The sequence below is a fragment of the Rhodococcus sp. 1168 genome, assembly GCF_002091955.1.
In the GTDB taxonomy this organism is placed as follows: domain Bacteria; phylum Actinomycetota; class Actinomycetes; order Mycobacteriales; family Mycobacteriaceae; genus Rhodococcoides.
In genome coordinates, this window is the sequence record NZ_MKKY01000018.1 from 43,820 (window position 1) to 68,330 (window position 24,511).

At 63.4% G+C, this 24,511-nt stretch carries 23 protein-coding genes and 1 riboswitch; of the genes, 15 read left to right on the top strand and 8 right to left on the bottom strand.

All coding sequences use genetic code 11. The annotated features are described in order from the left end of the window. Positions 1-7: 7 nt before the first annotated feature. Positions 8-442 (bottom strand): hypothetical protein, encoded by a 435-nt coding sequence (locus tag BJI47_RS00865; RefSeq protein WP_088941970.1) that lies wholly within the window; start codon positions 440-442, stop codon positions 8-10. Between the two features lie 81 nt (positions 443-523). Between BJI47_RS00865 and BJI47_RS00870 the strand changes: the two genes are divergently transcribed. The 4 genes from BJI47_RS00870 to BJI47_RS00885 all read left to right on the top strand — a co-directional run bounded on the left by BJI47_RS00870 (position 524) and on the right by BJI47_RS00885 (position 3,445). Next, positions 524-877 (top strand): plastocyanin/azurin family copper-binding protein, encoded by a 354-nt coding sequence (locus BJI47_RS00870; protein WP_176224613.1) that lies wholly within the window; start codon positions 524-526, stop codon positions 875-877. Between the two features lie 18 nt (positions 878-895). Beyond that, complete coding sequence (locus BJI47_RS00875) at positions 896-1,345, top strand: DUF2752 domain-containing protein (protein WP_088941932.1); 450 nt, start codon at positions 896-898, stop codon at positions 1,343-1,345. A gap of 205 nt (positions 1,346-1,550) precedes the next feature. Then, positions 1,551-2,213 carry a GntR family transcriptional regulator gene (locus BJI47_RS00880; RefSeq protein WP_254900321.1) on the top strand — a complete coding sequence of 221 codons (663 nt, stop codon included), beginning with the start codon at positions 1,551-1,553 and terminating at the stop codon, positions 2,211-2,213. Further along, positions 2,210-3,445, top strand: a complete 1,236-nt coding sequence (locus tag BJI47_RS00885; RefSeq protein WP_088941933.1) for an MFS transporter — start codon at positions 2,210-2,212, stop codon at positions 3,443-3,445. Before BJI47_RS00880 ends, BJI47_RS00885 begins: the two co-directional genes overlap by 4 nt. Positions 3,446-3,553: 108 nt before the next feature. Here BJI47_RS00885 and BJI47_RS00890 read toward each other — a convergent pair whose 3' ends face one another. Together BJI47_RS00890 and BJI47_RS00895 are read right to left on the bottom strand one after the other, a co-directional pair. Further along, positions 3,554-4,897: a M1 family metallopeptidase gene (locus tag BJI47_RS00890; protein WP_088941973.1), complete on the bottom strand. Its 1,344-nt coding sequence runs from the start codon at positions 4,895-4,897 to the stop codon at positions 3,554-3,556. Continuing rightward, the gene (locus BJI47_RS00895) at positions 4,894-8,823 is read right to left on the bottom strand and encodes a Pls/PosA family non-ribosomal peptide synthetase (RefSeq protein ID WP_088941934.1); all 3,930 of its coding nucleotides are present in this window, start codon (positions 8,821-8,823) and stop codon (positions 4,894-4,896) included. The genes BJI47_RS00890 and BJI47_RS00895 overlap by 4 nt, the downstream gene beginning before the upstream one ends. A gap of 220 nt (positions 8,824-9,043) precedes the next feature. Beyond that, a riboswitch (SAM riboswitch) is annotated at positions 9,044-9,159 on the top strand. A gap of 54 nt (positions 9,160-9,213) precedes the next feature. On the opposite strand from BJI47_RS00895, the gene BJI47_RS00900 reads away from it, so the two are divergent. After that, positions 9,214-10,626 carry an aminotransferase class V-fold PLP-dependent enzyme gene (locus BJI47_RS00900; RefSeq protein WP_088941935.1) on the top strand — a complete coding sequence of 471 codons (1,413 nt, stop codon included), beginning with the start codon at positions 9,214-9,216 and terminating at the stop codon, positions 10,624-10,626. A gap of 141 nt (positions 10,627-10,767) precedes the next feature. Further along, positions 10,768-11,307, top strand: coding sequence for a hypothetical protein (locus BJI47_RS00905; protein ID WP_088941936.1), 540 nt, complete (start codon positions 10,768-10,770; stop codon positions 11,305-11,307). A 53-nt stretch (positions 11,308-11,360) separates the two neighbouring features. Here BJI47_RS00905 and BJI47_RS00910 read toward each other — a convergent pair whose 3' ends face one another. Further along, positions 11,361-11,834, bottom strand: coding sequence for a YbaK/EbsC family protein (locus BJI47_RS00910; RefSeq protein ID WP_088941937.1), 474 nt, complete (start codon positions 11,832-11,834; stop codon positions 11,361-11,363). 39 nt (positions 11,835-11,873) lie between these two features. Next, positions 11,874-12,866, bottom strand: coding sequence for a hypothetical protein (locus BJI47_RS00915; protein WP_088941938.1), 993 nt, complete (start codon positions 12,864-12,866; stop codon positions 11,874-11,876). A gap of 131 nt (positions 12,867-12,997) precedes the next feature. Between BJI47_RS00915 and BJI47_RS00920 the strand changes: the two genes are divergently transcribed. From BJI47_RS00920 to BJI47_RS24380, 4 genes are read left to right on the top strand one after another with little or no spacing between them, the layout of a single operon-like run. Then, the gene (locus BJI47_RS00920) at positions 12,998-13,579 is read left to right on the top strand and encodes a TetR/AcrR family transcriptional regulator (protein WP_088941974.1); all 582 of its coding nucleotides are present in this window, start codon (positions 12,998-13,000) and stop codon (positions 13,577-13,579) included. Between the two features lie 29 nt (positions 13,580-13,608). Then, the gene (locus tag BJI47_RS00925; protein WP_088941939.1) at positions 13,609-13,830 is read left to right on the top strand and encodes a DUF6480 family protein; all 222 of its coding nucleotides are present in this window, start codon (positions 13,609-13,611) and stop codon (positions 13,828-13,830) included. Between the two features lie 35 nt (positions 13,831-13,865). Beyond that, positions 13,866-14,693: a crotonase/enoyl-CoA hydratase family protein gene (locus tag BJI47_RS24375; RefSeq protein ID WP_088941940.1), complete on the top strand. Its 828-nt coding sequence runs from the start codon at positions 13,866-13,868 to the stop codon at positions 14,691-14,693. A 6-nt stretch (positions 14,694-14,699) separates the two neighbouring features. Next, positions 14,700-15,152, top strand: a complete 453-nt coding sequence (locus BJI47_RS24380; protein ID WP_088941941.1) for a MarR family winged helix-turn-helix transcriptional regulator — start codon at positions 14,700-14,702, stop codon at positions 15,150-15,152. Between the two features lie 66 nt (positions 15,153-15,218). On the opposite strand, the gene BJI47_RS00940 is transcribed toward BJI47_RS24380, so the two are convergent. Next, entirely contained in the window at positions 15,219-15,692 is a 474-nt protein-coding gene (locus BJI47_RS00940; protein WP_088941942.1) for a PAS domain-containing protein, read from the bottom strand. Positions 15,693-15,805: 113 nt separating this feature from the next. Next, positions 15,806-16,297: an inorganic diphosphatase gene (locus BJI47_RS00945; RefSeq protein ID WP_088941943.1), complete on the bottom strand. Its 492-nt coding sequence runs from the start codon at positions 16,295-16,297 to the stop codon at positions 15,806-15,808. A 132-nt stretch (positions 16,298-16,429) separates the two neighbouring features. Here BJI47_RS00945 and dacB point away from each other — a divergent pair, with 132 nt between their 5' ends. From dacB to hpt, 4 genes are read left to right on the top strand one after another with little or no spacing between them, the layout of a single operon-like run. Next, positions 16,430-17,839: a D-alanyl-D-alanine carboxypeptidase/D-alanyl-D-alanine-endopeptidase gene (dacB, locus tag BJI47_RS00950; RefSeq protein ID WP_088941944.1), complete on the top strand. Its 1,410-nt coding sequence runs from the start codon at positions 16,430-16,432 to the stop codon at positions 17,837-17,839. Next, positions 17,836-18,891, top strand: coding sequence for a zinc-dependent metalloprotease (locus BJI47_RS00955; protein ID WP_088941975.1), 1,056 nt, complete (start codon positions 17,836-17,838; stop codon positions 18,889-18,891). The genes dacB and BJI47_RS00955 overlap by 4 nt, the downstream gene beginning before the upstream one ends. Next, a complete protein-coding gene (gene tilS / locus BJI47_RS00960; RefSeq protein ID WP_088941945.1) occupies positions 18,888-19,886 on the top strand; it encodes a tRNA lysidine(34) synthetase TilS in 999 nt (332 codons plus the stop codon). Before BJI47_RS00955 ends, tilS begins: the two co-directional genes overlap by 4 nt. Positions 19,887-19,933: 47 nt before the next feature. Then, positions 19,934-20,488 carry a hypoxanthine phosphoribosyltransferase gene (gene hpt / locus BJI47_RS00965; RefSeq protein ID WP_088941946.1) on the top strand — a complete coding sequence of 185 codons (555 nt, stop codon included), beginning with the start codon at positions 19,934-19,936 and terminating at the stop codon, positions 20,486-20,488. 7 nt (positions 20,489-20,495) lie between these two features. Here the strand turns inward: hpt and BJI47_RS00970 are convergent, their stop codons facing one another. Further along, positions 20,496-20,786: a hypothetical protein gene (locus tag BJI47_RS00970; protein ID WP_125458625.1), complete on the bottom strand. Its 291-nt coding sequence runs from the start codon at positions 20,784-20,786 to the stop codon at positions 20,496-20,498. Positions 20,787-21,664: 878 nt separating this feature from the next. On the opposite strand from BJI47_RS00970, the gene ftsH reads away from it, so the two are divergent. After that, positions 21,665-24,406: an ATP-dependent zinc metalloprotease FtsH gene (gene ftsH, locus BJI47_RS00975; protein ID WP_088941948.1), complete on the top strand. Its 2,742-nt coding sequence runs from the start codon at positions 21,665-21,667 to the stop codon at positions 24,404-24,406. The last annotated feature ends 105 nt before the right edge of the window (positions 24,407-24,511 follow it).

Below are 24,511 nucleotides of genomic sequence, written 5' to 3' on the forward strand. Positions count from 1 at the left end.
CGAGAACCTAAGGAACCCACCAGTGACCGTTGCCGCGGACGATCGTCCAGCCGCCCGGAATGTCGGTCCACGCCGAGACGTCACCCGATCCGGTGCGGATGGGCCCGGTGTCCAGCGGTCCGGGGAATGCGACGCCACCGACCTGGGTGGTGTTGTTGAACCAGTTGATGGCGCAGTTGCACCAGTTGTTGAGGGAGAAGTCGGTCAATCCTGGGAGTGCGGGATCGACCCGTACGAAGATCGGTTGGTTGATGAAAACCTGATCGAGCCGCCATTCGAGAACCCCGGCAGGATCGAAGCCGACGGTTGGGCTGATCTCGCCTGCAGGTACGAAGCGTGCAGGTGCGGCTTGCGCGGTAGCCGATCCCATCAGCGAGGCGACGAGGACGAACAGGAGGGAGAACAGAACAGCTGCGCTGCTGCGGCCGTGTCGCTCGGTCATGGGGTGCCTCTCGAAGGGGTGAACTTCCGCAATGATGTTACCCGAGCTCAGGACCACACACCTGGCGGTAGCCTCGGTGTAGTGAAAACTTCGAGAGCCTTCGCAGGGTGTATCGCATCGGCATTCGTCTTCGCGTCTCTGAGCGGCTGTTCGTCGCCCGAACCCGAACAAGCTCCGGCGCCGGTGGCGAACCAGGTGACGGTGAAAGACCGCACCTACTCGCCCGCGAGCATCACCGTCGACGTCGGCGACACGGTGACCTGGTTGTTCGACGACGGCGGCATGGCTCACGACGTCGTCGCCGATGACAAGTCCTTTCGTAGCCCGCTGATGACCTCGAATACCTTCACCCACACCTTCACCGAGCCCGGAACATACACGTATCACTGCACCCCGCACCCGGACATGATGGGAACCGTTCTCGTTCAGGGCTGAGTTGTAGTAGTCGGTCGGATGAGCTGGGCTCGCATCACCGATATCGTGGAGCAGGTGATCTCACTCGACCTGCGTAACGGGACAAGAGCGCCGCTGGCTGTCGGCGGCCTCGCCGTCGCGGCCGGGGCATTGTTGTACATCCGGGACCCGCGGACCTCGACGTATCTTCCGTGCCCGATCCATGCCGTCACCGGGTTGTGGTGTCCAGGGTGTGGCGCGACACGGGCCCTCGGTGACCTGGTGCGAGGTGACCTACAGCCCGCGCTGACCACGAACGTCCTGGCCGTCGTACTCGTTCTCGTGGGGGTTGTGGTGTGGGGCGTGTGGCTAGGCGCCCGTGCACGTGGCAGGGCATTCGGCAGCAGACGTCCGCCGACGTGGCTGTTCGTCGCGAGTGTCGCCGTCGTGGTGGCGTTCACGATTCTGCGCAACGTCCCAGCCGGCAGTTGGCTCGCGCCGGCGTCATAGTTTCCACTCTCGACTTTCCCGAAGGAGTAAGCGCATGTTGCTCGAAGTGTTCTCGGTCGTTGTTCTAATAGGGGCGCTGGTGGTCCTCATTCCGGTTGCTCGGCGCGTGTTCAAGAAGGGCGAGGACGAATAGCGATTCCATGTAGGGGTGTGGGGACGAAGCCTCGAATTGGGCGGAGAAGCGTCGGCATCTAGTATCTATGTTGTGTCTATCCCCGCATCGAGCCCGGTCTCGGCATCGGAGCAGGCTTACCTGACCGTCAAGGAACTCATCGTCACCGGTGAACTTCCCGGCGGTGAGCTGGTCAGCGAAGGTGACATCGCCGGACGCATGGACGTGAGCCGGACTCCGGTTCGCGAGGCGTTCCTCCGACTTCAGGCCGAAGGGTGGATGCGGCTCTATCCCAAGCGAGGGGCGCTAGTCGTGCCGATCGCGCCCGGCGAGGCCGAACATATCGTCTCGGCACGTTGGATCGTCGAGACTGCCAGCGTTCGCTCTGTCGTCCGTGACGAACGCGCCCGAATTCAACTTCTCGCTGATCTTCGCAGCAACCTCGAGTGCCAACTCAGCCTCGTCGAAACGGGCACGGCGGCCGAATTCAGCGCCGCCGACGCGGACTTCCACCGGTTGATAGTGCGTGCAGCCGGAAACCCACTTCTCGACGAGTTCTACACAGGTCTCCGCGAGCGTCAGCGACGGATGACGGCGCATTCGCTCATCCGCGATCCCGGACAGATCTCGCGGATCGTCGACGATCACGCCGAGCTCGCCGACCTGATCGAGGCAGGGGACGTCGACGGTTTCGCTGATGCGGTCGAGCAACATATGAATCGGGTGCATGGATTGACCGAGGGTGTTCGGAAATGACCGCACTCTCCACCGGGTCGAACGTCACCAAGGTCGGTACTGCTCGTTGGCTACTCGTCGCAGCAGGTATGTTCGCAGTGGCGTGGGGCGGAAACGAATTCACCCCACTTCTGGTGATGTACCGGCTCGAGCACGGCTTCTCTGCCGTCACGGTCGACATGTTTCTGTTCGCGTATGTCATCGGGATAGTGCCCGCGCTGCTCATCTGTGGGCCACTGTCCGACCGGCTGGGTCGACGGCCGGTGATGTTGCCCGCGACGGCCGTGGCCGCTGCCGGATCGATTCTCATCTCGCTCGGCGCAGACAGTGCAGGCGTGCTGTTCAGCGGCCGGGTTCTCAGTGGCGTCGCACTCGGCATCGGGATGGCAGTCGGAGGAAGTTGGGTGAAAGAGCTTACCGCTCTTGACTCTTCGGCCGCAGCCGGCGCGGGAGCACGTCGTGCGGCGATGAGTTTGACCGCAGGCTTCGCGCTCGGTGCCGGCGTTGCGGGCATTTTGGCCCAGTGGGCGCCTTGGCCGACGCACCTCGCGTACCTCGTTCATGTGGGCATCTGCGTCCTCGCGGGGATTGGCATGGCCTCGGTGCCGGAGACGCGTGCTGCCGTGCCGGCTGCCGATCGTGAACCGCTTCGCAACGATCTGTTGATCCCTGCAGCGTCGCACCGCAGGTTTCTGCTGGTCGTCGTTCCGTTGGCGCCGTGGGTGTTCGGTGCCGCGAGTGTCGCGTACGCGGTGCTGCCGTCGTTGATGGCCGACAGTAGTGGGGGTTATCCCATCGCACTATCGGCACTGATGTCGGTGATCGCGCTCGGCTCCGGCTTCGCCATCCAGGCGGTCGGCCGCAAGATCGACACTCCGACCCACGCCAGAGGAGCACTCGTTGCGCTCGCCATTCTGGTAGTCGGGATGTTGCTCGCAGCGTGGGCCGCGGCGGTATTGACAATCGCCGCCGCCCTCATCGCAGCGGCAGTGCTCGGTTGCGGGTACGGCATGGCGTTGGTCTCCGGATTGCAAGAGGTGCAACGTATCGCCGGGCCTGATGATCTCGCCGGACTGACCGCCGTCTTCTATTCACTCACGTACCTGGGGTTCGCGATTCCGGCGATCCTGTCCGCGCTCACCGAGCAGTGGCCGGGGGTCGTGACCTATCCCGCCGTCTTCGTCTTCGGTTCGGTTCTCGCCGCACTCTGCTGGGTGTTCGTTCGCACTCGGTCGAGAGCGCACCTTCCCTGAGTTTTGCGAGGACCGGCGATCTACTCCGCCATTCGGAATCCGTACCCCCTGCAGAAGGTACGGATTCCGAATAGCGGAGTAAATTTGCTGCGGCGGCGGAAGCGGCTGCTACGGGAGCGGCGGCATCTCCGCCTGATAAAGCCAACTGTCCCAAAGGGTTCGCGGACAACCGAAGCGCGATGCCAGATCGATGAAGTCCTGGCTCGATACCGTCGAATAGCGATATTCTTTGGTCCACAGCTGAATCAGTGCGAAGAACCGCTCGTCGCCTACGGTCCGCCGCAGTGAGTGCAATGCCAGCGCGCCACGCTTGTAGACCCGATCATCGAACAGCTTGGCCTTGCCTGGATCTCCGAGTATCAGATCCTTGGGCAATCTCTGCTGCATGGCGTATGCGCGCTGCGCCTTGTCGTGTGCGCTTGCGCCACCAGAGTTTTCGAGCCAGATCCATTCGGAGTAGCACGCGAAGCCCTCGTGCAACCAGATGTCCGCCCAGGTTCCGAGTGTGAGACTGTTGCCGAACCACTGGTGCGCAAGCTCGTGTGCGACAAGGCGTTCGAAGCGGCGATCACCCGAACAGTGGTTGGCGCCGAAGATCGAAATGCCTTGCGCCTCGATCGGGATTTCCAGTTCGTCGTCGGTGACGACAACGGTGTACGCGGCGAACGGGTACGGGCCGTACAGGCGTACGAAGGTTTCCATCATCTGAGCTTGACGGCCGAAGTCGTGATCGAAGTGCTGACGCAGCCGTGGAGGAATGATCGCCTCTATCGGTACGGGCTCGGTGCTGGTGACACGCTTGTCGTAATGTCCGATCTGGATGGTGGCAAGGTACGTCGCCATCGGCTCGGGTTGCTCGTACACCCAGGTCGTCCGGCTCGCCCGAGTCTGCTTGCGTACCAAGGTTCCGTTGGCCACCGCATAGTAGGGCGAGTCGGTGGTGATCGTGATACCGAAGCTCGCTTTGGATCCCGGATGGTCGTCGCAGGGAAACCAGGACGCGGCCCCATTGGGTTGGCTCGCGACGATGGCCCCTTCGGCGAGTTCGTCCCAGCCGACTTCACCCCAGAAACTGTTGATGGGCTTGGGGATTCCGCCGTAGTGCACGGTTACGACGAGCGCCCCACCCGAGAGGATCGGCTTGGCCATGGTGATCTTCAACTTGCCGCGCTGCTGCGAAAACTTCACCGAGCGGGACCCGTTGACCGACACCTTGGACACCCTCAGCGCAGGCCCGAGATCGAGCGCGAACTTGGCGATGGTCGCCGTGGTGACGGCGGTGATCTGTGCTGTTCCCGTCAGTCGATTGCTGTCGACCTTGTATTCGAGATCCAACTCGTACCGCGAGACCCGATATCCACGGTTGCCGCTCTCGGGTAGATACGGGTCGATCGGCGCATCGTTGGCGTCGAGGTCGAACAACGGTGTCACCGTTTTCGGTCCAGGTTTCACAGCGTCGCCTCGGCCGCCGCAGTGATCCGGCGGTACGGATCGCCCTTTGCCCACGGGGCGATCGGATTACCCTGCCAACGCGTGTGCGCAGGCACGGTATCGCCGCGCATCACCAGAGATGCAGGCCCGACGGTCGCGCCGTCGCCGATTCCGGCGGCTGGAAGTGCGACGCAATGCTGCCCCAGGGTGGCTCCTCGTCCGAGGGTGACGCTGTCCATGGACATGATCCGATCATGGAACAGGTGCGTCTGCACAACGCACCCACGGTTGACCGTCGCGCCGTCAGCAAGTGTCACAAGATCGGCTTCCGGCAGCCAGTAGGTCTCACACCAGACCCCGTGGCCGATGTCGGCACCGAGCCAACGAAGCCACATGTTGAGCACCGCCGTGCCTTCTGCTGCCCGCGCGAACCACGGGGCCGCGACGGTTTCGACGAACGTGTCGGACACTTCGTTGCGCCACACGAACGAGCTCCACAGCGGGTGTTCCACCTTGCCTATACGGCCGACCCAGGCCCACTTCGCCAGCGCGGACACCGCAGCGGCGACGGCACCGGCGATCTGCAGTACGACTCCGCTGAGTAGCGCGGCAAGCCAATACCCATGACTGTCGGCCAGTGCGAGGAGCCCGAACAACACACCAAGGCCGATCGCAAATGTCACCACCACCGGAATCAGTCGGCAGGTTTCGACGAATGCCCGAGCGATCTTGAGCTTCGTCGGCGGATCGAACGTGCGCGAGGAGTCGGTCTTCCCGGAGGTGCGACGCAACCGCACGGGTGGGCTGCCGAGCCAGGAAGATCCGGATTTCGCCTTGTCCGGGGTAGCCGACAGCACGGCGACCAGACCGTTCTTCGGGACCGAGCGTCCCGGACCCGTCATGCCGGAGTTACCGAGGAACGCCCGCTTGCCGACCTTGGCATCCCCGAGGCGCATCCAGCCGCCGCCGAGTTCGTAGCTGGCGATCATCGTGTCGTCGGCGAGGAATGCGCCGTCGGCGACGGTGGTGAATCTCGGAATCATCAGCACTGTCGACGCCTCGACGTCCTTGCCGATCTTGGCGCCGAGAAGTCGCAGCCAGCCCGGCGTCAACAAGCTGGCGTAGAGCGGGAAAAGGAAGGTGCGCGCGGAGTCCATGAGTCGTTCCGTTGCCCACACCTGCCAGCCGATTCGACTGCGAACCGGGTGGTAGCCCTCGGTCAGGCCGATGCTGCACAGACGCACCGCGACCACGGTGATCAGTGCGAAAGTCGCGAGCGAGACCATCGTGGCGACGGGTAGCAGCAGTAGGCCGCGGCCGAGTGCGCCCAGCAATGTCGTCGCTGTGTGCAACCACCAACCCATCAGCACCAACGAGACACCGATGGAAAAGATCGCCATACCCGACAGGAACAGCGACGCGACGCCGTACGCAACGATCCACCGGGTCGCGCGAGGAGGTGTCTCCTCGGGCCACGGGTGCTCGGCCTTGCCGATCTTCGTGGCAGGGGAGCCCGCCCACATCTGACCGGCTTTGACGCGTCCGACGACGGCCGAACCGGCGGTGACGACGGCGTTCTTGCCGACCGAAGTGCCTGGGAGGAGCGTAGATCGTGCGCCGACGGTTGCCCCCGCACCGATTCTGATCCCGCCGATGTAGACGATGTCACCGTCGATCCAGTGACCGGTGAGGTCCACCTCGGGTTCGACGGAGCAGCCGTCGCCCAGCTCGAGCATTCCCGTCACAGGGGGCATGGTGTGCAGATCGACGCCCTTGCCGATCTTCGCGCCGAGTGCTCGGGCGTAGTAGACCATCCACGGCGCGCCGGACAGGTTGGAGGCGCCGCTGGCGTCGGTGAGGCGTGTTGCCGTCCACAGGCGCAGATGCACGCTGCCGCCGCGGTCGTAGGCGCCGGGTTTCACTCCGGTCAGCAGCAGTCGCGAGCCGACGACCGAGATCGCCATCCGGCCGACCGGCGTGATGAACAGCAAGAATGCGACCAGGAGCCACCACCAGGACACCGTCGGTGCCCATGGCACGTCGGCGAACCACGACATGACGTTGGTGAGAATGCCGAGCCAAGTGACCCACTGCAAGCCGGTCAGTGTGGTCAGCGGCACCGTTGCGGCGATCTGGATCCACTGAGCCCGACGCGGCGTCGGGCTCACCTCACGCGGCACGACCTCGACCGGCGGTGCGAGGTCGTCGAGCATGCGGGCAAGTGAGCCGAGTCGCGGATGGTCGTACAACTGCGCGACGGTGACCTCGGGAAAACGTTGACGCAGCGCTGTCACCAACTGTGCGGCAGACAACGAGCCGCCGCCGTTCTGGAAGAAGTCGGCGTTCTCGTCGGAGACCTGCGCACCGAGAATTTCGGTCCACAGTTCGGCAACCCATCCTGCGGTTCCGCTGAGTCCGGACTGTTCGCCCATGCCTGGAAGTGGCCACGGGAGCGCGTTTCGATCCACCTTGCCCGACGTCCGTGTCGGTAGCTCGTCGACGAGGGTGAGCCGCGGAACCAGCGCCGACGGAAGTTGTTGCGCGAGTGAATTGCGCGCGCGTTCGAGATCGAAGTTCGGGTCGGTGCTGGACAGATAGCCGATGAGAACGGAGTTGCCCGCGCCCGTAGTGCGGATTGCAGCTGCAGCGCCGGCGACACCGGGGAGGGCCTGTAGTGCGTTGTCGATCTCACCGAGTTCGATGCGTCGCCCGCCGAGTTTGATCTGATCGTCGGCGCGCCCCTGGAAAAGTAGACCTTCGAGCTCGAGCTTGACGAGGTCTCCGCTGCGGTATGCGCGCTCCCAGCCGAGTGTGGGCATGGGCGCGTACTTTTCGGCATCCTTCTCGGGGTCGAGGTAGCGGGCGAGTCCGATACCCCCGATCACCAATTCGCCGACCTCGCCGATGGCTACGGGATTGCCTGCAGCATCGACGACGGCGAGATCCCAGCCGTCGAGCGGTAGTCCGATGCGCACCGGACCCTTGCCGTCCATGATCGATGCGCAGGCGACGACGGTGGCCTCGGTCGGACCGTAGGTGTTCCACACTTCGCGCCCGTCCACGGCGAGACGCTCGGCCAACTCGGGCGGGCAGGCCTCGCCACCGAAGATGAGCAACCGGACTGCTTCGAGGGCAACGGCGGGCCACAGGGCCGCCAGAGTGGGGACCGTCGATACGACGGTGATGTCGCGCGAGACGAGCCACGGACCCAGGTCCAGGCCGCTGCGCACGAGCGATCGGGGAGCGGGCACCAGCGCGGCGCCGTGACGCCAGGCGAGCCACATCTCTTCGCACGACGCGTCGAAAGCCACGGAAAGGCCTGCCAACACACGGTCGCCGGGCCCGAGCGGATCGTCCTGCATGAACATCCGCGCTTCTGCGTCGACGAATGCGGCAGCGTTGCGGTGACTGACAGCCACGCCCTTCGGGGTCCCGGTCGACCCGGAGGTGAAGATGACCCAGGCGTCGTCGTCGGGTGTCGGGGCGCCCACATCCGAAGCTGGTGCAGTGTTCTTTTCGGCAGTACCTGCAATGATTCCGTCGGCAGTCACCACCGCGGTGACCTGGGCTTCGCCGAATACGAGTTCGGCGCGCTCGTCGGGGTCGTCCGCGTCGACGGGTACGTATGCCGCACCGGCGTTGAGAATCGACAGAATGGCGACGTACAGGGCGAAGGATCCCGACGGCATCCGGATTCCGACGCGATCACCGTGGCGAACACCGGCCCGATACAGCCACTGTGATCCCTCGTCGATTTCTACGAGCAATTCGCTGTAGGACACCGCGACAGTGCCGTCGTCGATTGCGGGTGCGTCAGGGTATTGCTCTGCTGTGGCGCGGAGAATATCGATGAGCGTGCGCTGCTCGGGCGCGTGCTCGGAGCGCAAGAAGTCGGTGGGTACGTTGGCCGAAGGCAGCTCGGGGGCCGAATCCGATTGTGGTTGCACAGAAAACCGTGTGTCCTTCTTCTCGTTGGTTCCGAATTACGAGTGAACCTCGATAGTCGTTATCTCATGTTCGGGTGGCCGAAAGGTGAACGGACGGATGGATCGGTGAGGCTCGACTCCGCGCAAATTCTACTCGGGATCCGGGTCCGGCTCGGCTGGCGACGCGATTTCCTACCGGTGGGGTTGACAACCTTGTGGACCGTTTGCCATCCTCTTCACAGGTCATGAGTACCAGCATCGAGCCCCGGCTTGCTGGTCGGCAACCCTCCTCCGCGGTGGGGTGCTCCGGGTGACGACCTGGCTGACGCCGGAATACCGGCGCGGCAAGCGCGGACTCGATTGTTCTTCTTCGATACTTCGAGTCCCTTGGTCTACAAGGGGATATTTGTCATGACTGCTGTTATCGAAAGCCCATGCGCGCCGTTCGCCGTGGTCAGTGGGGCGGATCTCCAGGTCCCGCTGGTCGACGGCACAAGCTGCACTTATGCGAACTTCGACTACGCCGCCAGTGCTCCTGCTCTCGCTGCGGTGACCGATCGGATCGTCGAGTTGCTGCCCTACTATTCGAGTGTGCACCGCGGCGCTGGTTACGCCTCGCGTGTGTCGACGGCGGCGTACGAGAAGGCTCGTACGACTGTGTCGAATTTTGTTGTTGCACCGATTGATTCAGTGACGATCTTCACCAGGAACACCACCGACTCGCTCAACCTGCTGGCGCGGTGCGTGCCCGGTGAGACGGTCGTCCTCGATATCGAGCACCACGCAAATCTGTTGCCGTGGCGGCACCGCCGTGTCGTCGTTGCCGCCGACACCGTCGCCGAGTCAGTGGCGCGCATCGAGGTCGAGCTCGCCGCGAAACCTGCTGCGTTGCTTGCTATCACGGGTGCTTCGAATGTCACCGGTGAGGTGTTGCCCATTCGTGAACTCGCAGAGCTGGCTCATCGGTACGGTGCCCGCATACTCGTCGACGGCGCCCAGTTGGTACCGCATCGCCGGATCGACATCAGTGATCTCGGCATCGACTATCTCGCCTTTTCCGGCCACAAGCTTTACGCCCCGCACGGCGCGGGAGTGCTCGTGGGTCGTCGCGACTGGCTCGACGCGGCTCGGCCGTACCTCGCCGGTGGCGGCGCCGTGCGCAGTGTGAGCGTGGAATCCACTGCATGGGCGCGCTCGCCCGCGCGTCACGAAGCCGGCACGCCCAACGTCCTCGGCGTCGCTGCAGTGGCTGCGGCGTGCGAGGCGCTCGCCGAGCACGAGAGGGCTGGATCCGTCGAACACGAGCGTGCTCTGTCGGACCGTTTGCGTGCCGGACTGACGGCGACTCCCGGCGTGCGCCTGCTCGAGGTATGGAAAGACGCTCCGGATACTGTGGGGATCGTCACATTCATCATCGACGGCTTCGGGCCCGGCGAGATCGCCGCCTACCTGTCGGCCGAGCATGGCATCGGTGTTCGAGACGGCAAATTCTGTGCGCATCCTCTTCTTGCGCGCCTCGGTCGTCCCGACGGGGCCGTGCGGGCGAGCCTCGGTCTGGGAAGCTCCAGCGCCGATGTCGATCGCCTGCTCGGAGCCATAACGAAGCTCGTGCACGAGGGCGCTTCATGGACGTACGCGGAGGAGGACGGATGGTGGAACCCGGTGCCCGATCCGCGTCCCTTCCCCGATCTGGTGGACGGGAAGGCAGGAGTGGGATCTCCCTGTGTTCCGGCCACGGTGCCGGTGAGCGCCCTCGGGGAGTCAGGTGCCGCTGAGTGGGACAAAGCCCCATCGCCGGCTGAAGCGGTTAGCATCGGAATATGACAGCCATTGTCTTCTGGCGCAACCGTCGCTGGTGCGACAGGTACGTCGATCTATGCCGGACGTCGTCTGGATCTTGTAGGCGCTCGGGTTAGACCCCATACAGAAGCCGCATCCCTTGCCTTGTACGAAGGACACGATCGCATGTCGCACAGTTCCGATACCAACTCCGATCACTCCCACGCTGTCCCTATCCGAGTGGCCCTCGACCTGAATGGGCAGTGGACCGAGCTCACCGAATCCACTCCGTCGTCGGAGATGGTGAGAATTCGAGCCGAAGACTTACGGGAAGCGCAGAATCTTCGCACTCGGCTACGCGCCGAGGCCGTCGAAACGGGCAAGGACGCCGACGATGTGGCCGTGTTCCTCGATATCGAGATTCACATTGCGGACGATGCACGCACTGCCCGTCGAGAGTTTGCAAGCCTCGACGCCCCGGTAGTTCCGGCCTCGATTCGCTATATCGGGACACCGGTCGGGCTGGCAGGTCTTATAGCCGATGTGAAAGCTGCTGACGTCGCCGATGGCGTCACCCTGATCGCAGTGGGTTCCCAGGAGGCGAATTTCGGCAAGGTTGCGTACGGCGTCGTGCCGTGGCTCGAAGATCGTGGCGTTGCGTTCTCGGCGTCGAAGGTTGCAGGAGCCACCGGAGTCCGACCCGCCTCGCGAGTGCTCGCCTCGTAGCTCGCACTATCAACCGCTCCGCATCTGCCCTCATGTCCCCGCAGCCTCTGCTGTCATGTAATGGACAGGGCAAGTCCAGCAGTGATGCGCAGCAGTTCCGAATAAGTCGTCCGGAAGATCGTGTTCGGATGCCCTGCGGCAGCCCATAATTCGGGATACTCGGCCAGGTGCTCGTCGATGTAGGTGGGCAGATTCGTCGGGTGACCCACCGGTGCGATGCCTCCGATCGGTTGACCGGTGCAGTGCTCGACCAGATCGAGCGGAGCTTGCGACAACGTGCCCTCCAGTCGGCGGCCTGTCCGATCGAGGTTCACGCGGTGCGCACCGGAGACGAGCAGTAGCACTGGGTCGTCGTCGAGCAGAAACACCAGGGACTTCACGATCGCGCCGACATCGACGTCGACGCCGAGAGATTCGGCGGCGGCGTCGGCTGTCGGCAGTGGCGCGGTGACGACCACCCCGTGATGTCCACGCGAGATCAGGACGTCCGCGACGTGGGCTGCGTTCGGGTGAAGAAGCCGGTGCATAGGGCAAGCGTATTGCCAAACGGCAGTTCGTGCCTCGTACTAGGCGTCGACTGGAAGGTTGGACGGTTTCGGTTGTTTGCGGTAGGTGAAGCCGAAGAACAGGGCGAGACCGACCACCGTGTAGAGGAGGAGCGCCAGTGCGGGCTGCCCGAGGCCGTTGCCGGCGAAGTAGACGATGCTCCGAACGCCTTCGGTGCCGACCCCCGGTGTGATCCAGCGGCCGACGGTCGAATAGAACTCGGGAAGGATATTCGGACCGAATGCACCTCCGGCGCTTGGGTTTCCGAGAATGACGAACACGATGATCGCGATCGGCACAGCGGCAACGCCCACCGCGGCGCGTAGCCCGAGCGTGAACAGGGCTGTTGCCAGAACCACGGCTGTTCCCAGTAGCGAGAGAGGGAACCAGTGGCCGGTGAACGTTCCGAGAACATGCGTGGTGATGAACGCGCCGAGGATGCCGGAAAGGATCGAATAGCCGACGAGTACCCCGAATTGAGTCGACGCTTCGCGTAGCGACTTCGGTGCGCCGATGAGGAGTCCGATTGCCGCGGCGAGGAGATACCCGCCGACGACCCAACCTACGGAGAGGTAGAAGCCGGACAAGCCGCGGTTGTCATGGATGCCCACGGGAATATCGTCACGTACGACGAAGGTGCGGTTCTGACTCTGGTCGATCTTGGTGAATATCGCGTCGAGCGAGGTGGCAATGGAACTGCCTGCGGCGCTGGCAGTGATGAGGGTGTCCGTGCCCATCGGGCTCAGAACGTAGGCGCCGAGCACCTCTCGATTGCGGATGAGTGCACGCGCATCGCCGGTGCTGTCGGCGGTACGGGCATCGAGGGGGGTGCCTTCGATGGCGTTGAGCTTGTCGGCGGTATCGGAGTCCAGTCCTGCAGGAAGTCCTTGTCCGGCAACGACAGCGATAGGAATCTCACGCGGTGTGGGCTGATGGAAAGCTGCTACGTAACTGAGGATGAAGCCGAGTTGGAGTATCAGCACTCCGGCCGCTAGCCAGACAACCTTGCGCATGGATCGGAACTCCCCCGTCGAATGAATTGTCGATACCTAAGGTATTGAATACCCTAGGTATCGTGACGGTCGATGGTCAAGAAGAGTGGTTGTCGACACAGATGGCGTCGGCCAGGCCTGCGCGCGAGAATGTGCGTGAACGGCTGCTCGACGCCGCAGCCGATGAGTTCACCGAACACGGGTTCGCTGCGGCCAAACTCCAGGACATCGCCAGCCGGGCAGGCTTCACCAAGGGTGCCGTCTACTCCAACTTCGAGTCCAAACAGGCGTTGTTCGCCGAGCTGCTCTCGCGCCGTTCGCTGGAACTCGCCGCACGAGTCGTCGACGACGTATCCGACCTCGGCCCCGGCGATGCTGCCGGAGCGGGCGGTAGCGCCATCGCGTCGTGGATCGTCGCCGAGCCTCGGTGGCCACTGCTGGTGACGGAGTTCGGTATCCATGCAGGTCGAGACCCAAAGTTGGCGGAGAGCTACCGCCGTGAGCGTCGAGCACTTCGGGAGGAACTCGCCACCCTGATCTCCGCAAGGGCGAAGGCGTGGGGAGTAGCGGACACCCTCGATGCGCGACGGATCGCGACGTCGCTGCTGGCCCTGATCTCCGGCCTGTCCGTCGAGCATTCCGTCGATCCGGACGAGATCGACGAACGAACTATCGGTGCTGCGATCACCGAGCTCTTTGCGGGAGCAATCGCCCGGGCGACCCCGCAAGATTGAGGCGGGTCGCATCGGGTACCCGACCCCTCATGAGTGCTCAGAACCCCGACCCGGACGAAACAGCAGGATTGGAACCAGGCGGCGGTGTTCAGCCCGGAGATACGCCTCCGGCTGAAACCGGCGTCGGTGGTCCGCATCACGAACCGCCGCAACGGGGGTTGGCATTGCCGATCGTGTTTCTCGGGCTCATCGGGCTGGTCGTGATTATCGTCGCGGCTGGTCTGATCGGTCGAATCTTCGGTCTCTACTAATAGGTGGCCGCGGACATGCCGCTAGGCTCAGCGGCATGAAGGAACAAACCTGGAACGCATTTTCCGTCGATATCGCCGACCATGTGGCGGTAGTTACCCTGATCGGTCCCGGCAAGGGTAATGCGATGGGCCCGGACTTCTGGAACGAATGTCCACTGGTTTTCGCTCAGCTCGACGCCGATCCCGACGTACGCGCAGTACTCCTCGTCGGCTCGGGCAAGCACTTCACCTTCGGTCTCGACCTGGCAGCGATGGCAGGTGAGTTCGGGCCGCTGATGGCCGACAAAGCTCTCGCCGGCCCGCGCACGGCATTCCACAACACGATCAAGCGGATGCAGCTGGCCACCAATGCTGTTGCAGACTGCCGCAAGCCCGTCGTCGCAGCCGTGCACGGCTGGTGCATCGGCGGTGGCCTCGATCTGATCAGTGCCGCCGACATCAGGTACGCCAGCTCTGATGCCAAGTTCAGTGTTCGTGAGGTGCGGGTCGCCATCGTCGCCGACATGGGTTCGCTTGCCAGACTGCCGGCGATCATCGGCGACGGTCATCTTCGTGAACTGGCATTGACGGGCAAGGACATCGACGCCGCTCGCGCCGAGAAGATCGGACTGGTCAACGACGTGTTCGAGGACCACGACGCCCTCATCGCCGGTGCTCGGGCCACGGCAGCAGAGATTGCCGCCAATCCGCCTCTCGTCGTGCAGGGTGTCAAGGAGGTCCTGGACAACTCACGCGCAGCCGACGTCGACGCCAGCCTACGATTCGTAGCTGCCTGGAACGCGGCTTTCCTCGCCTCGAACGATCTGACCGAGGCGATCACCGCAGTGTTCGAGAAGCGCCCGGCAGAGTTCTCCGGAAGCTGACCTACCGTGGACTATGCCGAAGAAATCGGAACCCAGCTGGTGCGTCTGCAGCGCGCGCGGGACCGCAAGATCGCGCAGCTGACCGAAGAGCCCGGTGGCGTCGACGGAGCAGCATTCGTGTGCTTGTTTCGATTGCTTCGCGACGGTCCGATGAGGTCGAGTGAACTGGCAGCACTGGTCAACTCGGACCCGTCGACGGTGAGCAGGCAAGTCGCCCAGCTCGTCGACCGCGGACACGTCGAACGTGTTCGCGACGAGAGCGACGGAAGGGCGTTCGCCCTCGCCGTCACCGAGTCGGGCAAGCAGGTGGTCCATCGAATTCAGCTGCGTCGAACCGCGCACATCGGCAAGATCATCGAAGACTGGTCCGACGACGACCGTGCGACATTGGTCGAACTGTTGGACAGATTTCTGACCGACTACGAGCGATCCAGAGTGGATACGTCCAAAGGCTCGTGAGGGCAGAATCCAGGTCGGTCATGTCTCGTTCTCGGGCTGATTGGGTCGAGGCATGACGACCCGGATTCAGCGTAGAGCGCTCTTGGGATCGTTCCAGAGTTGATCGGTGAAGTCCTCCAGCGCGACGAGTGCGACGGTGTCCTCGGCTCGACGAAGGATCGACTTGCTGGCTCGAACCTGCACCACATCTCCGGTCTTGTCGGTCATGCGCCACAGCGAATCCGCTCGCGTGGCAACGGTCGTCAAGAACATTTCGGCGACGTTGACTCCCTCGGGAGCCTGATCGGGAAAGATGTCGTGCAAATGGAAGTCCGCTCGAGCCGATTCCTCGGTGCCGAAGAGTTCGTCGAAGGCTTCGTTCGCAAACACAATTGCGCCACTGGGATCGACGGCGAGAATCGGCACGGGGATGCGGTCGAGAACGACCGTCACCGGTAGCTCCGGAAATTGTCCTGCATCGGAGACGAAGCTCGCTTGCCTGTTCTTACGACGCTCGCCCGTATCTCCTGCGGACGAATCGACGGAATTGCTTTCGCTCATTGATCTCCTCAGTAGTGCGTCGATCGAACCATGCTGTGCTGCATCCTGCAGGGGAAGGGCGAACACTTCCCCGGCAGGATGCAGCCTGCGAAGCTGCCGATGTCGAAATGTTGTCAGTGCTCTGGATTGTCTGCCAAGCGCTTGAACGATGCAGCGATTTCGGCTTCTGCCTCGGCCCGGCCTACCCAGTCCGCGGCTGTGACGTGCTTGTTCGGCTCGAGGTCTTTGTAGTGGACGAAGAAGTGCTTGATCGCGTCCAGTTCGAATGTCGAGACATCGCCGAGGTCCTGGATGTGGTCCCAGCGTGAGTCACCTGCGGGGACACACAGGACCTTGTCGTCGCCACCGGCCTCGTCGACCATCTTGAACATTGCCACTGGGCGAGCCTCGACGACCACTCCGGGGAAAACCGATTCCGGGAGGAGGACGAAAGCATCGAGCGGATCGCCGTCCTCGCCGAGGGTGTTCTCGATGAAGCCGTAGTCGGCCGGGTAACCCATCGCCGTGTACAGGTAGCGGTCGAGGCGAATTCGACCGGAAACGTGGTCGATTTCGTACTTGTTTCGCTGACCCTTGGGGATCTCGATGGTGACGTCGAACGACACGTGCTGCCCTCGCTCTTCTTTGTTCTCGTCTTGCGCCTCGAGTGACGCACGATGGTGGCGGGGTCAGCGTACCGGACCCATGGATACTGTTGGAGAAACTGGCAACGGGGAGAAGAAGACACCGATGGAGGAATGTTGGCCAGGTTGACCAAGCGAAATCTCGGTCCCACCGCTGGGAGGCGGCGACGGAGAACTCGTATTCTCCTGATTCTCGTTGCGGTGTCGGTCGTTGCGGCGGGCGGAACAGCACTTGCGGCCATCGTTCCGCACGGTTCCGATACGAACTCCGAGGTTCGAATCGCACCCGAGCCGGACCCGGTAACGCTCGTACCGACCATTGCGCCGATATCGGACATGTCACCGGCACCCTCCGTCGCAGGTATCGCTGCCGCGCTCGCACCGGTGGTCGCATCGCCTGATCTCGGCGCGTTCACCGGATCTGTGGCCGACGCCGTCACTGGGGAGGTGCTGTGGTCCTCGGGTCCGGACACCCCGATGACGCCGGCATCGACGACCAAGGTCTTGACTGCGGGCGCGGCGATGCTCGCGCTGTCACCGGAGCATCGCGTCACCACCCGAGTAGTGAAGGGGCAATCCGCTGGTGAGATCGTCATCGTGGCTGCCGGCGACCCGACGATCACAGCGCGGCCCCTGGGCAGCGAAAGCTTCTACTCAGGCTCGGCGCGTATAGACGATCTGGTGGAGCAGATATCGAAATCCGGTACGCCGGTCGACAGAATCGTCGTCGACACGTCCATCTACAGCGGTCCGACGATGGCACAGGGATGGTTCGCTCCTGACATCGCGGCCGGTTACATCACGCCGATCGAACCGATCATGATCGACGGCGGCCGATCCGATCCGATGGAAGACGAGTCCCCGCGAAGCGTCGAGCCGGCCCTCGATGCTGCCCGCGCGTTGGCCCGGGGTCTTGGGATCGACCCGGCTCGGGTATCCATCGGTGCGGCACCACCCGGTGCCGATCAGGTGGCGAGTGTTCAATCCGCACCTCTTCGTGATCGTCTCGGTCAGATGATGGGCCGCTCGGACAACGTCCTCGCAGAAGCCATCGGGCGTGAGATCGCCATCGAGACCAATACGCAGCCTTCCTTCACCGGTGCTGTGGATTCGATCGAACAGACACTGTTCGCTGCCGGTTTCGACATGTCCGGACTCGAGCTCCACGATTCGAGCGGACTGTCGGTCGACGGGGTGATCCCGGCCAGACTGCTCGATCAAATATTGACTTCGGCCGCAGGATCGGGCAAACCCGAACTCCGCCCGATGCTCGACTACCTTCCGGTAGCCGGGTCCACCGGCACGCTGTCGGATCGATACGCCAGCGCCGAACGCGTCGGAGCCGGCTGGGTCAGGGCCAAAACCGGCACGTTGTCGACCGCAAGTGCTCTCGCCGGGTACGTGGTGGACGTGGACGGCCGGACGTTGACGTTCGCGTTGATGTCGAACGACCGCCCACCCGAAGTCAGCAGACCGGCGCTCGACGCCGTGGCCGCTACTCTCAGACTGTGTGGTTGCCGATGACGAGCGGAGCAGCGGACACCGAAGGTTTCAGTGGGTCCGTGGATTGGGCGCTGGCCGCGAAGACCGGTGCCATATTGGCTCCGAAAGAACCGTCGATCTCCCGCTACACCGCTGACGCTGTCGTCGCCGAATTGTCGGAGGCATCGGTGCGTGCAGAAGGACCGGTACGTGAAACGACCGGTCTAGCCGACGGACTTCCGGTACCGCAGGCGCTCGTAGTCGGTCGAGCAGGGTGGATCGACGCGGCAACGGCATCGATGAAGCACCTGACCGGCGACGCCGATGCAGAACCTCCGTCCGGTTTGCTCGGCGGTAAACCCGCAGGTCTGCAAGCAGGCGCGATGCTCGCGTTTCTGTCCAGCGCAATTCTCGGTCAATACGACCCGTTCACCGGTGAGCACGGGACGCTTCTGCTCGTGGCACCGAACGTCGTCGCCGTCGAGCGGGCGTTGCGGGTGCCGCCGAGCGACTTCCGGCTGTGGGTATGCCTGCACGAGGTGACGCATCGAGTTCAGTTCTCCTCGGCACCGTGGTTGGGGGAGTACATGCGCAGTTCCGTCGCACTTTTGTCCGGCGGTGTCGACGAACCGATCGGTGAGTTCGCCACGAGATTGACGAGCGCGCTGAAGAACCGTAAACAGTCCGTCAAAGCCGAGGACGCGGGCATCATCGGGCTGCTGCGCGCAACGCAAGCCCCGGCCCAGCGGGAGGCGATCGATCGCCTCCTCGTGCTCGGGACTCTCCTCGAAGGCCACGCCGATCACGTCATGGACGCGGTCGGGCCGGCAGTGGTGCCCTCGGTCCTACAGATTCGCCAGGCGTTCGACAGTAGGCGTCGACGGAAGACCAACCCACTCCAACGCGTCATCAGGGCCCTGCTCGGGATGGACGCGAAGATGGCGCAGTACGTGCGAGGCAAAGCGTTCGTCGACCACGTCGTCGGCCGGGTCGGCATGGAGCAGTTCAACACCATCTGGACCGACGCCACCACGTTGCCACTCCTCGACGAGATCGAGGACCCCGACCGGTGGATCGCCCGCGTACTTCGATGACGCGGCGTACCGGGGTGGCGCTGCCGGAGAAGCCTGCGATCCTCGAACTGCGCCAGGCAGTTCGTCGGTGGCTCGCATCGAGCCCGGGCCAAGTTGTTCTCGCACTGTCCGGCGGTGCCGATTCGCTCGCTCTGACCGCTGCGGTGGCCGCTGAGGCCCCGGACGTCCGAGCACTCGTCGTCGACCACGGGCTCCAACAGGGGTCGGACACGGTGGCAAGAACTGCCGCAGCGACGGCACTGGAACTGGGGTGTGTGGACGCGTCGGTGCTGACGGTGACCGTCGGCAGCTCGGGTGGAATGGAGGCCGCGGCTCGTCGCGCGCGCTACGAGGCCTTGGACCGCCACCGGGGTGACGCCATGGTCCTGCTCGCGCACACTCTCGACGATCAAGCGGAGACCGTTCTGCTGGGACTCTCGCGAGGTTCCGGGCCTCGATCGATCGCCGGTATGTCCCCGGTGGATCAGCCATGGGGTCGACCACTGCTGGGGGTTCGGCGAGCAGTGACCCGGCAGGCTTGCGCCGAGTTGGGGTTGACGCCGTTCGAGGATCCGCACAACACCGACACCGATTTCACTCGCGTCCGGCTTCGGCACGAGATTCTGCCGCTGCTCGAGGATGCGCTCGGTGGTGGCGTTGCGGCGGCTCTTGCTCGCACGGCTACGCAGCTTCGTGAAGACCTCACGGTTCTGGACGCCATGGCTGAGACCTTGGTGCGGGAGAACTTCGCAGAACCCGAAGTGGACGTGACGACCCTCACGTCGGTCCCCGCTGCGCTGCGTCGTCGGGCATTGCGGTTGTGGTTGCTGCGGAGTGGGGTGAAGGCGCTGTCGGACAGGCAGTTACGGCTGATCGACGATCTCGTCGGACACTGGCGTGGGCAGGGCGGGGTTGCCGTCCGTTCAGGGGCGTCCGACGCCAGGTTGGTGGTCGCGCGTCGACGTGGCAGGCTGGTGCTCGAGCAAGAGTGGAGCCTGCGAAACGGCGGTGCTTGAATCTGCAAGCGTTGTGAAGGTACGAGAAACAATTGAAGGGGAGCGCCGTGTACGAGGGCGATATCGAATCGATTCTCATCTCCGAGGAGCAGATCAAGACTCGTACGATCGAGCTTGCCAACGAGATTGCCGAGCGTTATCCGGAGGGCGCACCGGAGGGTGACCTACTGCTGGTCGGTGTCCTCAAAGGCGCCGTCATGTTCATGACGGATTTTGCTCGCGCGCTCCCGATTCCGACACAGCTCGAGTTCATGGCGGTCAGTTCGTACGGCTCCTCGACGTCGTCGTCCGGAGTGGTTCGGATTCTCAAGGACCTCGACCGCGACATCAGCGGCCGTCACGTGCTCATCGTCGAGGACATCATCGATTCGGGTCTGACGCTGTCCTGGCTCAAGCGCAACCTCGCCACTCGTAACCCTGCCTCGTTGGCGGTGGTGACACTGCTTCGCAAGCCCGACGCAATCAAGGTGGACATCGAGGTCGCAAACGTGGGTTTCGACATTCCCAACGAATTCGTCGTCGGATACGGACTCGACTACAACGAGCGCTATCGCGATCTGCCGTACATCGGAACTCTTCACCCGAAGGTGTACGGCGGCTGAAACCGGCCTAAGAGGACCTGCGGGAGACCACTCGCAGCAACGCGTTCAGATCGCCCTCGATCAGCCGGAAAATCGAGTACGACGCGACGAATGCCAAAGTTCCGCCCACGCAGACGACCCGTACGACGTCGATGATGTTGGGAATGTCCGAGGTAGGAACGAATGTCAGGCCACCTACGGCGATCTGCGGAATAGACGCGGCGACGGTCAGAAATCCGACACTGCGGCGCTGCAACGTAGTCGTGAGGCGTCTCCGCTCCCTGCACGTCCGTAGGGAAGCAGCGACGGGTACAGGCATCGAACGGTGAACAGAGAGACCAGACGTCGAGGTCCTCGAGCTTGTCCTGGGATCCGGGGCGGGTCCATTCCAGCCCGGCGGATGCGGTTCCCGTCATGTCGGCGGTTGTGGATTCTTCCTGGGTGGCATCGAGCTTCGGCTCCGTCGAGGAAAGCTCGGTGGTTTCACCTGGTACGACGTTGAGCAATTCGGTCAGCGCTGCTGCCTGCACAGGACACTCCGCGACGTAGTGGGACGGCGATACCGAGTCCCCGCTCTGACGTCGCACACAGAATTCCTCGTAGATCAATCCTACCGGGAGCTGAGCCTCGGGGAGGTGGAATTCGGTGCAGTATTCCCGCAGTCGCTTGGGTAAGCGCGCACGTAGCCAGCGCTCCTGGAGGTCGACCGAGATGAGCGCTACGAGCCACCGTTGACTCAGAGTCGTCGAGTCGGGCAGGAAAGCGGCAAGGTCGGGACCTCGGGGATCAGCCGTAGATGTACTTCTCCGCCAGGCGGATCTCAGGAGCTCAGCCGCCGTATCGGCGTGCTCTGGCACTGCCATGCCGTCCGGATGGGTTGTGACACCATCCGATTTTTCGGTGACTCTGTCCGAGCCTGGCTGCACTTTGACAGAATAGACCCTCCAGCGTCGTTGTCCTCTGCCGAAAGCGGTAGGTCCGGACGAGAGAGACTGCGGTGGGGAACCTGTGGGGCTGGGGAGACGTTGAAGGGGGAGATGCGTTGTGCAATGCAGCAGTGTTGCCGGCCCGTTTGTGCACGTGATGCACCTGGGGCAGTCGGTTGCCGTTCGCGGTAACCTGGATCATCCGGTGCGCGACCGGAGTCTGCGTACTGGAGAAGACTGGAAAGGACGAGGCCGTCTCGGCTGAAGCTGTATGAATCGGAAGACAGTTATACGGAACCTGGCCATCGTTTTCGGCGTCCTGATGGTGATCGCTGCCTTCAGCTACTTCGGAAACGACACACGCGGGTGGAAGACTGTCGACACGTCAGTGGCGATAGCGCAGCTCGATTCCAAGAACGTCGACACAGCTCAGATCGATGATCGTGAGCAGCAGATACGCCTCGACCTCAAGTCCGGCAGTGACGCAACCGACGGCGAGACGAAGATCCTCGCAAAGTACCCGACCTCCGCGTCGGAGCAGATCTTCGACAAGGTCGGCCAGGACGGGTTGAAGAGCTACAACACCGTGGTGTCTCAGGACAGCTGGTTCAGCTCACTGCTGCTCTTCCTTCTCCCGATGGTCATTCTGCTCGGCATTTTCGTGTTCTTCATGAGCCGTATGCAGGGCGGCGGTCGTGGTGGCGTGATGGGCTTCGGTAAGTCGAAGGCGAAACAGCTCTCCAAGGACATGCCCAAGACGACGTTCCAGGACGTCGCAGGTGCCGACGAGGCCGTCGAAGAGCTGTACGAGATCAAGGATTTCCTCCAGAATCCGGCTCGCTACCAGGCCCTCGGGGCGAAGATTCCGCGTGGCGTGCTGCTGTACGGCCCTCCCGGAACGGGCAAGACGCTCCTTGCGCGAGCAGTCGCCGGTGAAGCCGGAGTGCCGTTCTTCACGATCTCCGGTTCGGACTTCGTCGAAATGTTCGTCGGCGTAGGTGCCTCTCGTGTGCGCGACCTGTTCGAACAGGCCAAGCAGAACAGCCCCTGCATCATTTTCGTGGACGAGATCGACGCCGTCGGACGCCAGCGTGGTGCGGGCATGGGCGGCGGCCACGACGAGCGCGAGCAGACCCTCAACCAGCTGCTGGTCGAAATGGACGGCTTCGGTGAGCGCACCGGGGTCATCCTGATTGCCGCCACCAACCGACCCGACATCCTCGATCCGGCTCTTCTACGTCCGGGTCGCTTCGACCGTCAGATCCCCGTCGGGGTCCCCGATCTTGCTGGTCGACGCGCGATCCTGGCCGTCCACTCGGCGGGCAAGCCGGTGGCACACGACGCCGATCTCGAAGGCCTCGCGAAACGCACGGTCGGCATGTCCGGTGCAGATCTGGCGAACGTCATCAACGAAGCAGCTCTACTGACAGCACGCGAGAACGGCACGGTCATCACCGAGGCCGCTCTCGAGGAGTCGGTGGATCGCGTCGTCGGTGGCCCCCGCCGCAAGAGCCGGATCATCAGTGAGCACGAGAAGAAGATCACCGCCTACCACGAGGGCGGGCACACGCTCGCAGCGTGGGCGATGCCCGATATCGAGCCCGTGTACAAGGTGACGATCCTCGCTCGCGGTAGAACCGGTGGCCACGCCATGACGGTGCCCGAGGACGACAAGGGCCTCATGACACGGTCCGAGATGATTGCTCGTCTGGTCATGGCAATGGGTGGTCGCGCAGCAGAGGAACTCGTTTTCCACGAGCCGACCACCGGTGCGTCTTCCGATATCGACCAGGCCACCAAGATCGCGCGGGCAATGGTCACCGAATACGGTATGAGCAGCAAGCTCGGTGCAGTCCGATACGGGCAGGAGCAGGGTGATCCGTTCCTCGGTCGCTCGATGGGTATGCAGTCCGACTTCTCGCACGAGGTCGCACGGGAGATCGACGAGGAGGTGCGCAATCTGATCGAAGCCGCGCACACCGAGGCATGGGCGATTCTCAACGAGTACCGCGACATCCTGGACATTCTCGCCACCGAACTGCTCGAGCGCGAGACCCTCACTCGCAAGGATCTCGAAAAGATCTTCACCAGTGTCAGCAAACGTCCTCGAATCACTGCTTTCAACGATTTCGGCGCGCGGATCCCATCCGACAAGCCGCCGGTGAAAACACCACGCGAACTCGCAGCCGAGCGCGGTGAGCCCTGGCCGCCGGAGCCAATCGCCCCGAAGGTAGTTCCGCCACAACAGTTTCCGCAGCCCACGTACGCAGGTTCGCCCCAGCTTTCCAAGGGTGGCCCGGGCAACTACGGCGGTGGTTACGCCAACGGTGCGCCCACAGCAGGTAACAACCCAGCCGGCAATTACGGCGGTAGCCCGTACAACGGTGGTGCCCAGAACGGTGGTGCCCAGAACGGTGGTGCCCAGAACGGTGGTGCCCAGAACGGTGGTGCCCAGAACGGTGGTGCCCAGAACGGTGGTGCCCAGAACGGTGGTGCCCAGAACAACAGCCCGTACAACGGTGGTGCTTACAACGGTGGTGCTTACAACGGTGGTGCACCCTCCACCGGAGCACACAATGACGGCGCGCCCTACAACGGTGGGTCGTATCGCAAGCCGGAGCCACCGAAGAGCTCGCGTCCCGACTACGGTGCCCCTGCCGGATGGTCCGCCCCTGGCTGGCCTCCGCGGGATCCGCTCGGTCCCGTTCCAGGTGGACCCCCAGCAGGCTATTCGGAGGGCAATCGCTACACCGACCCCTCCTACCAGCCGCCGCAATATCAGCCCCCGGAGTACCACCAGCCCGACAACCGTCGGCCCGAATACCGGGAACCGGAGTCTCAGGGTCAGGATGCCCCGCGATGGGATCCTTTGAACGGAGCCCTGCCTGATAGCGCTGTTCGCGGCAGTGGAAACGAAGAACCGAATCCAGCCTGGGAGACCCCGAATCCGGACGGCGACCAGAACGAGGGCCCTAGCACCCAACGCTGGGAAGGTCCGAACGCACAGCACTAGTTCGGTCGGCCCGGGGTGCCGCCGGATAGGCTGACTGTCAAACCTCGGGGCATCGGCGCCCCGCAACCGGAGGTACAAGCTCAGTGTCAGTCAGGCAGATCGACC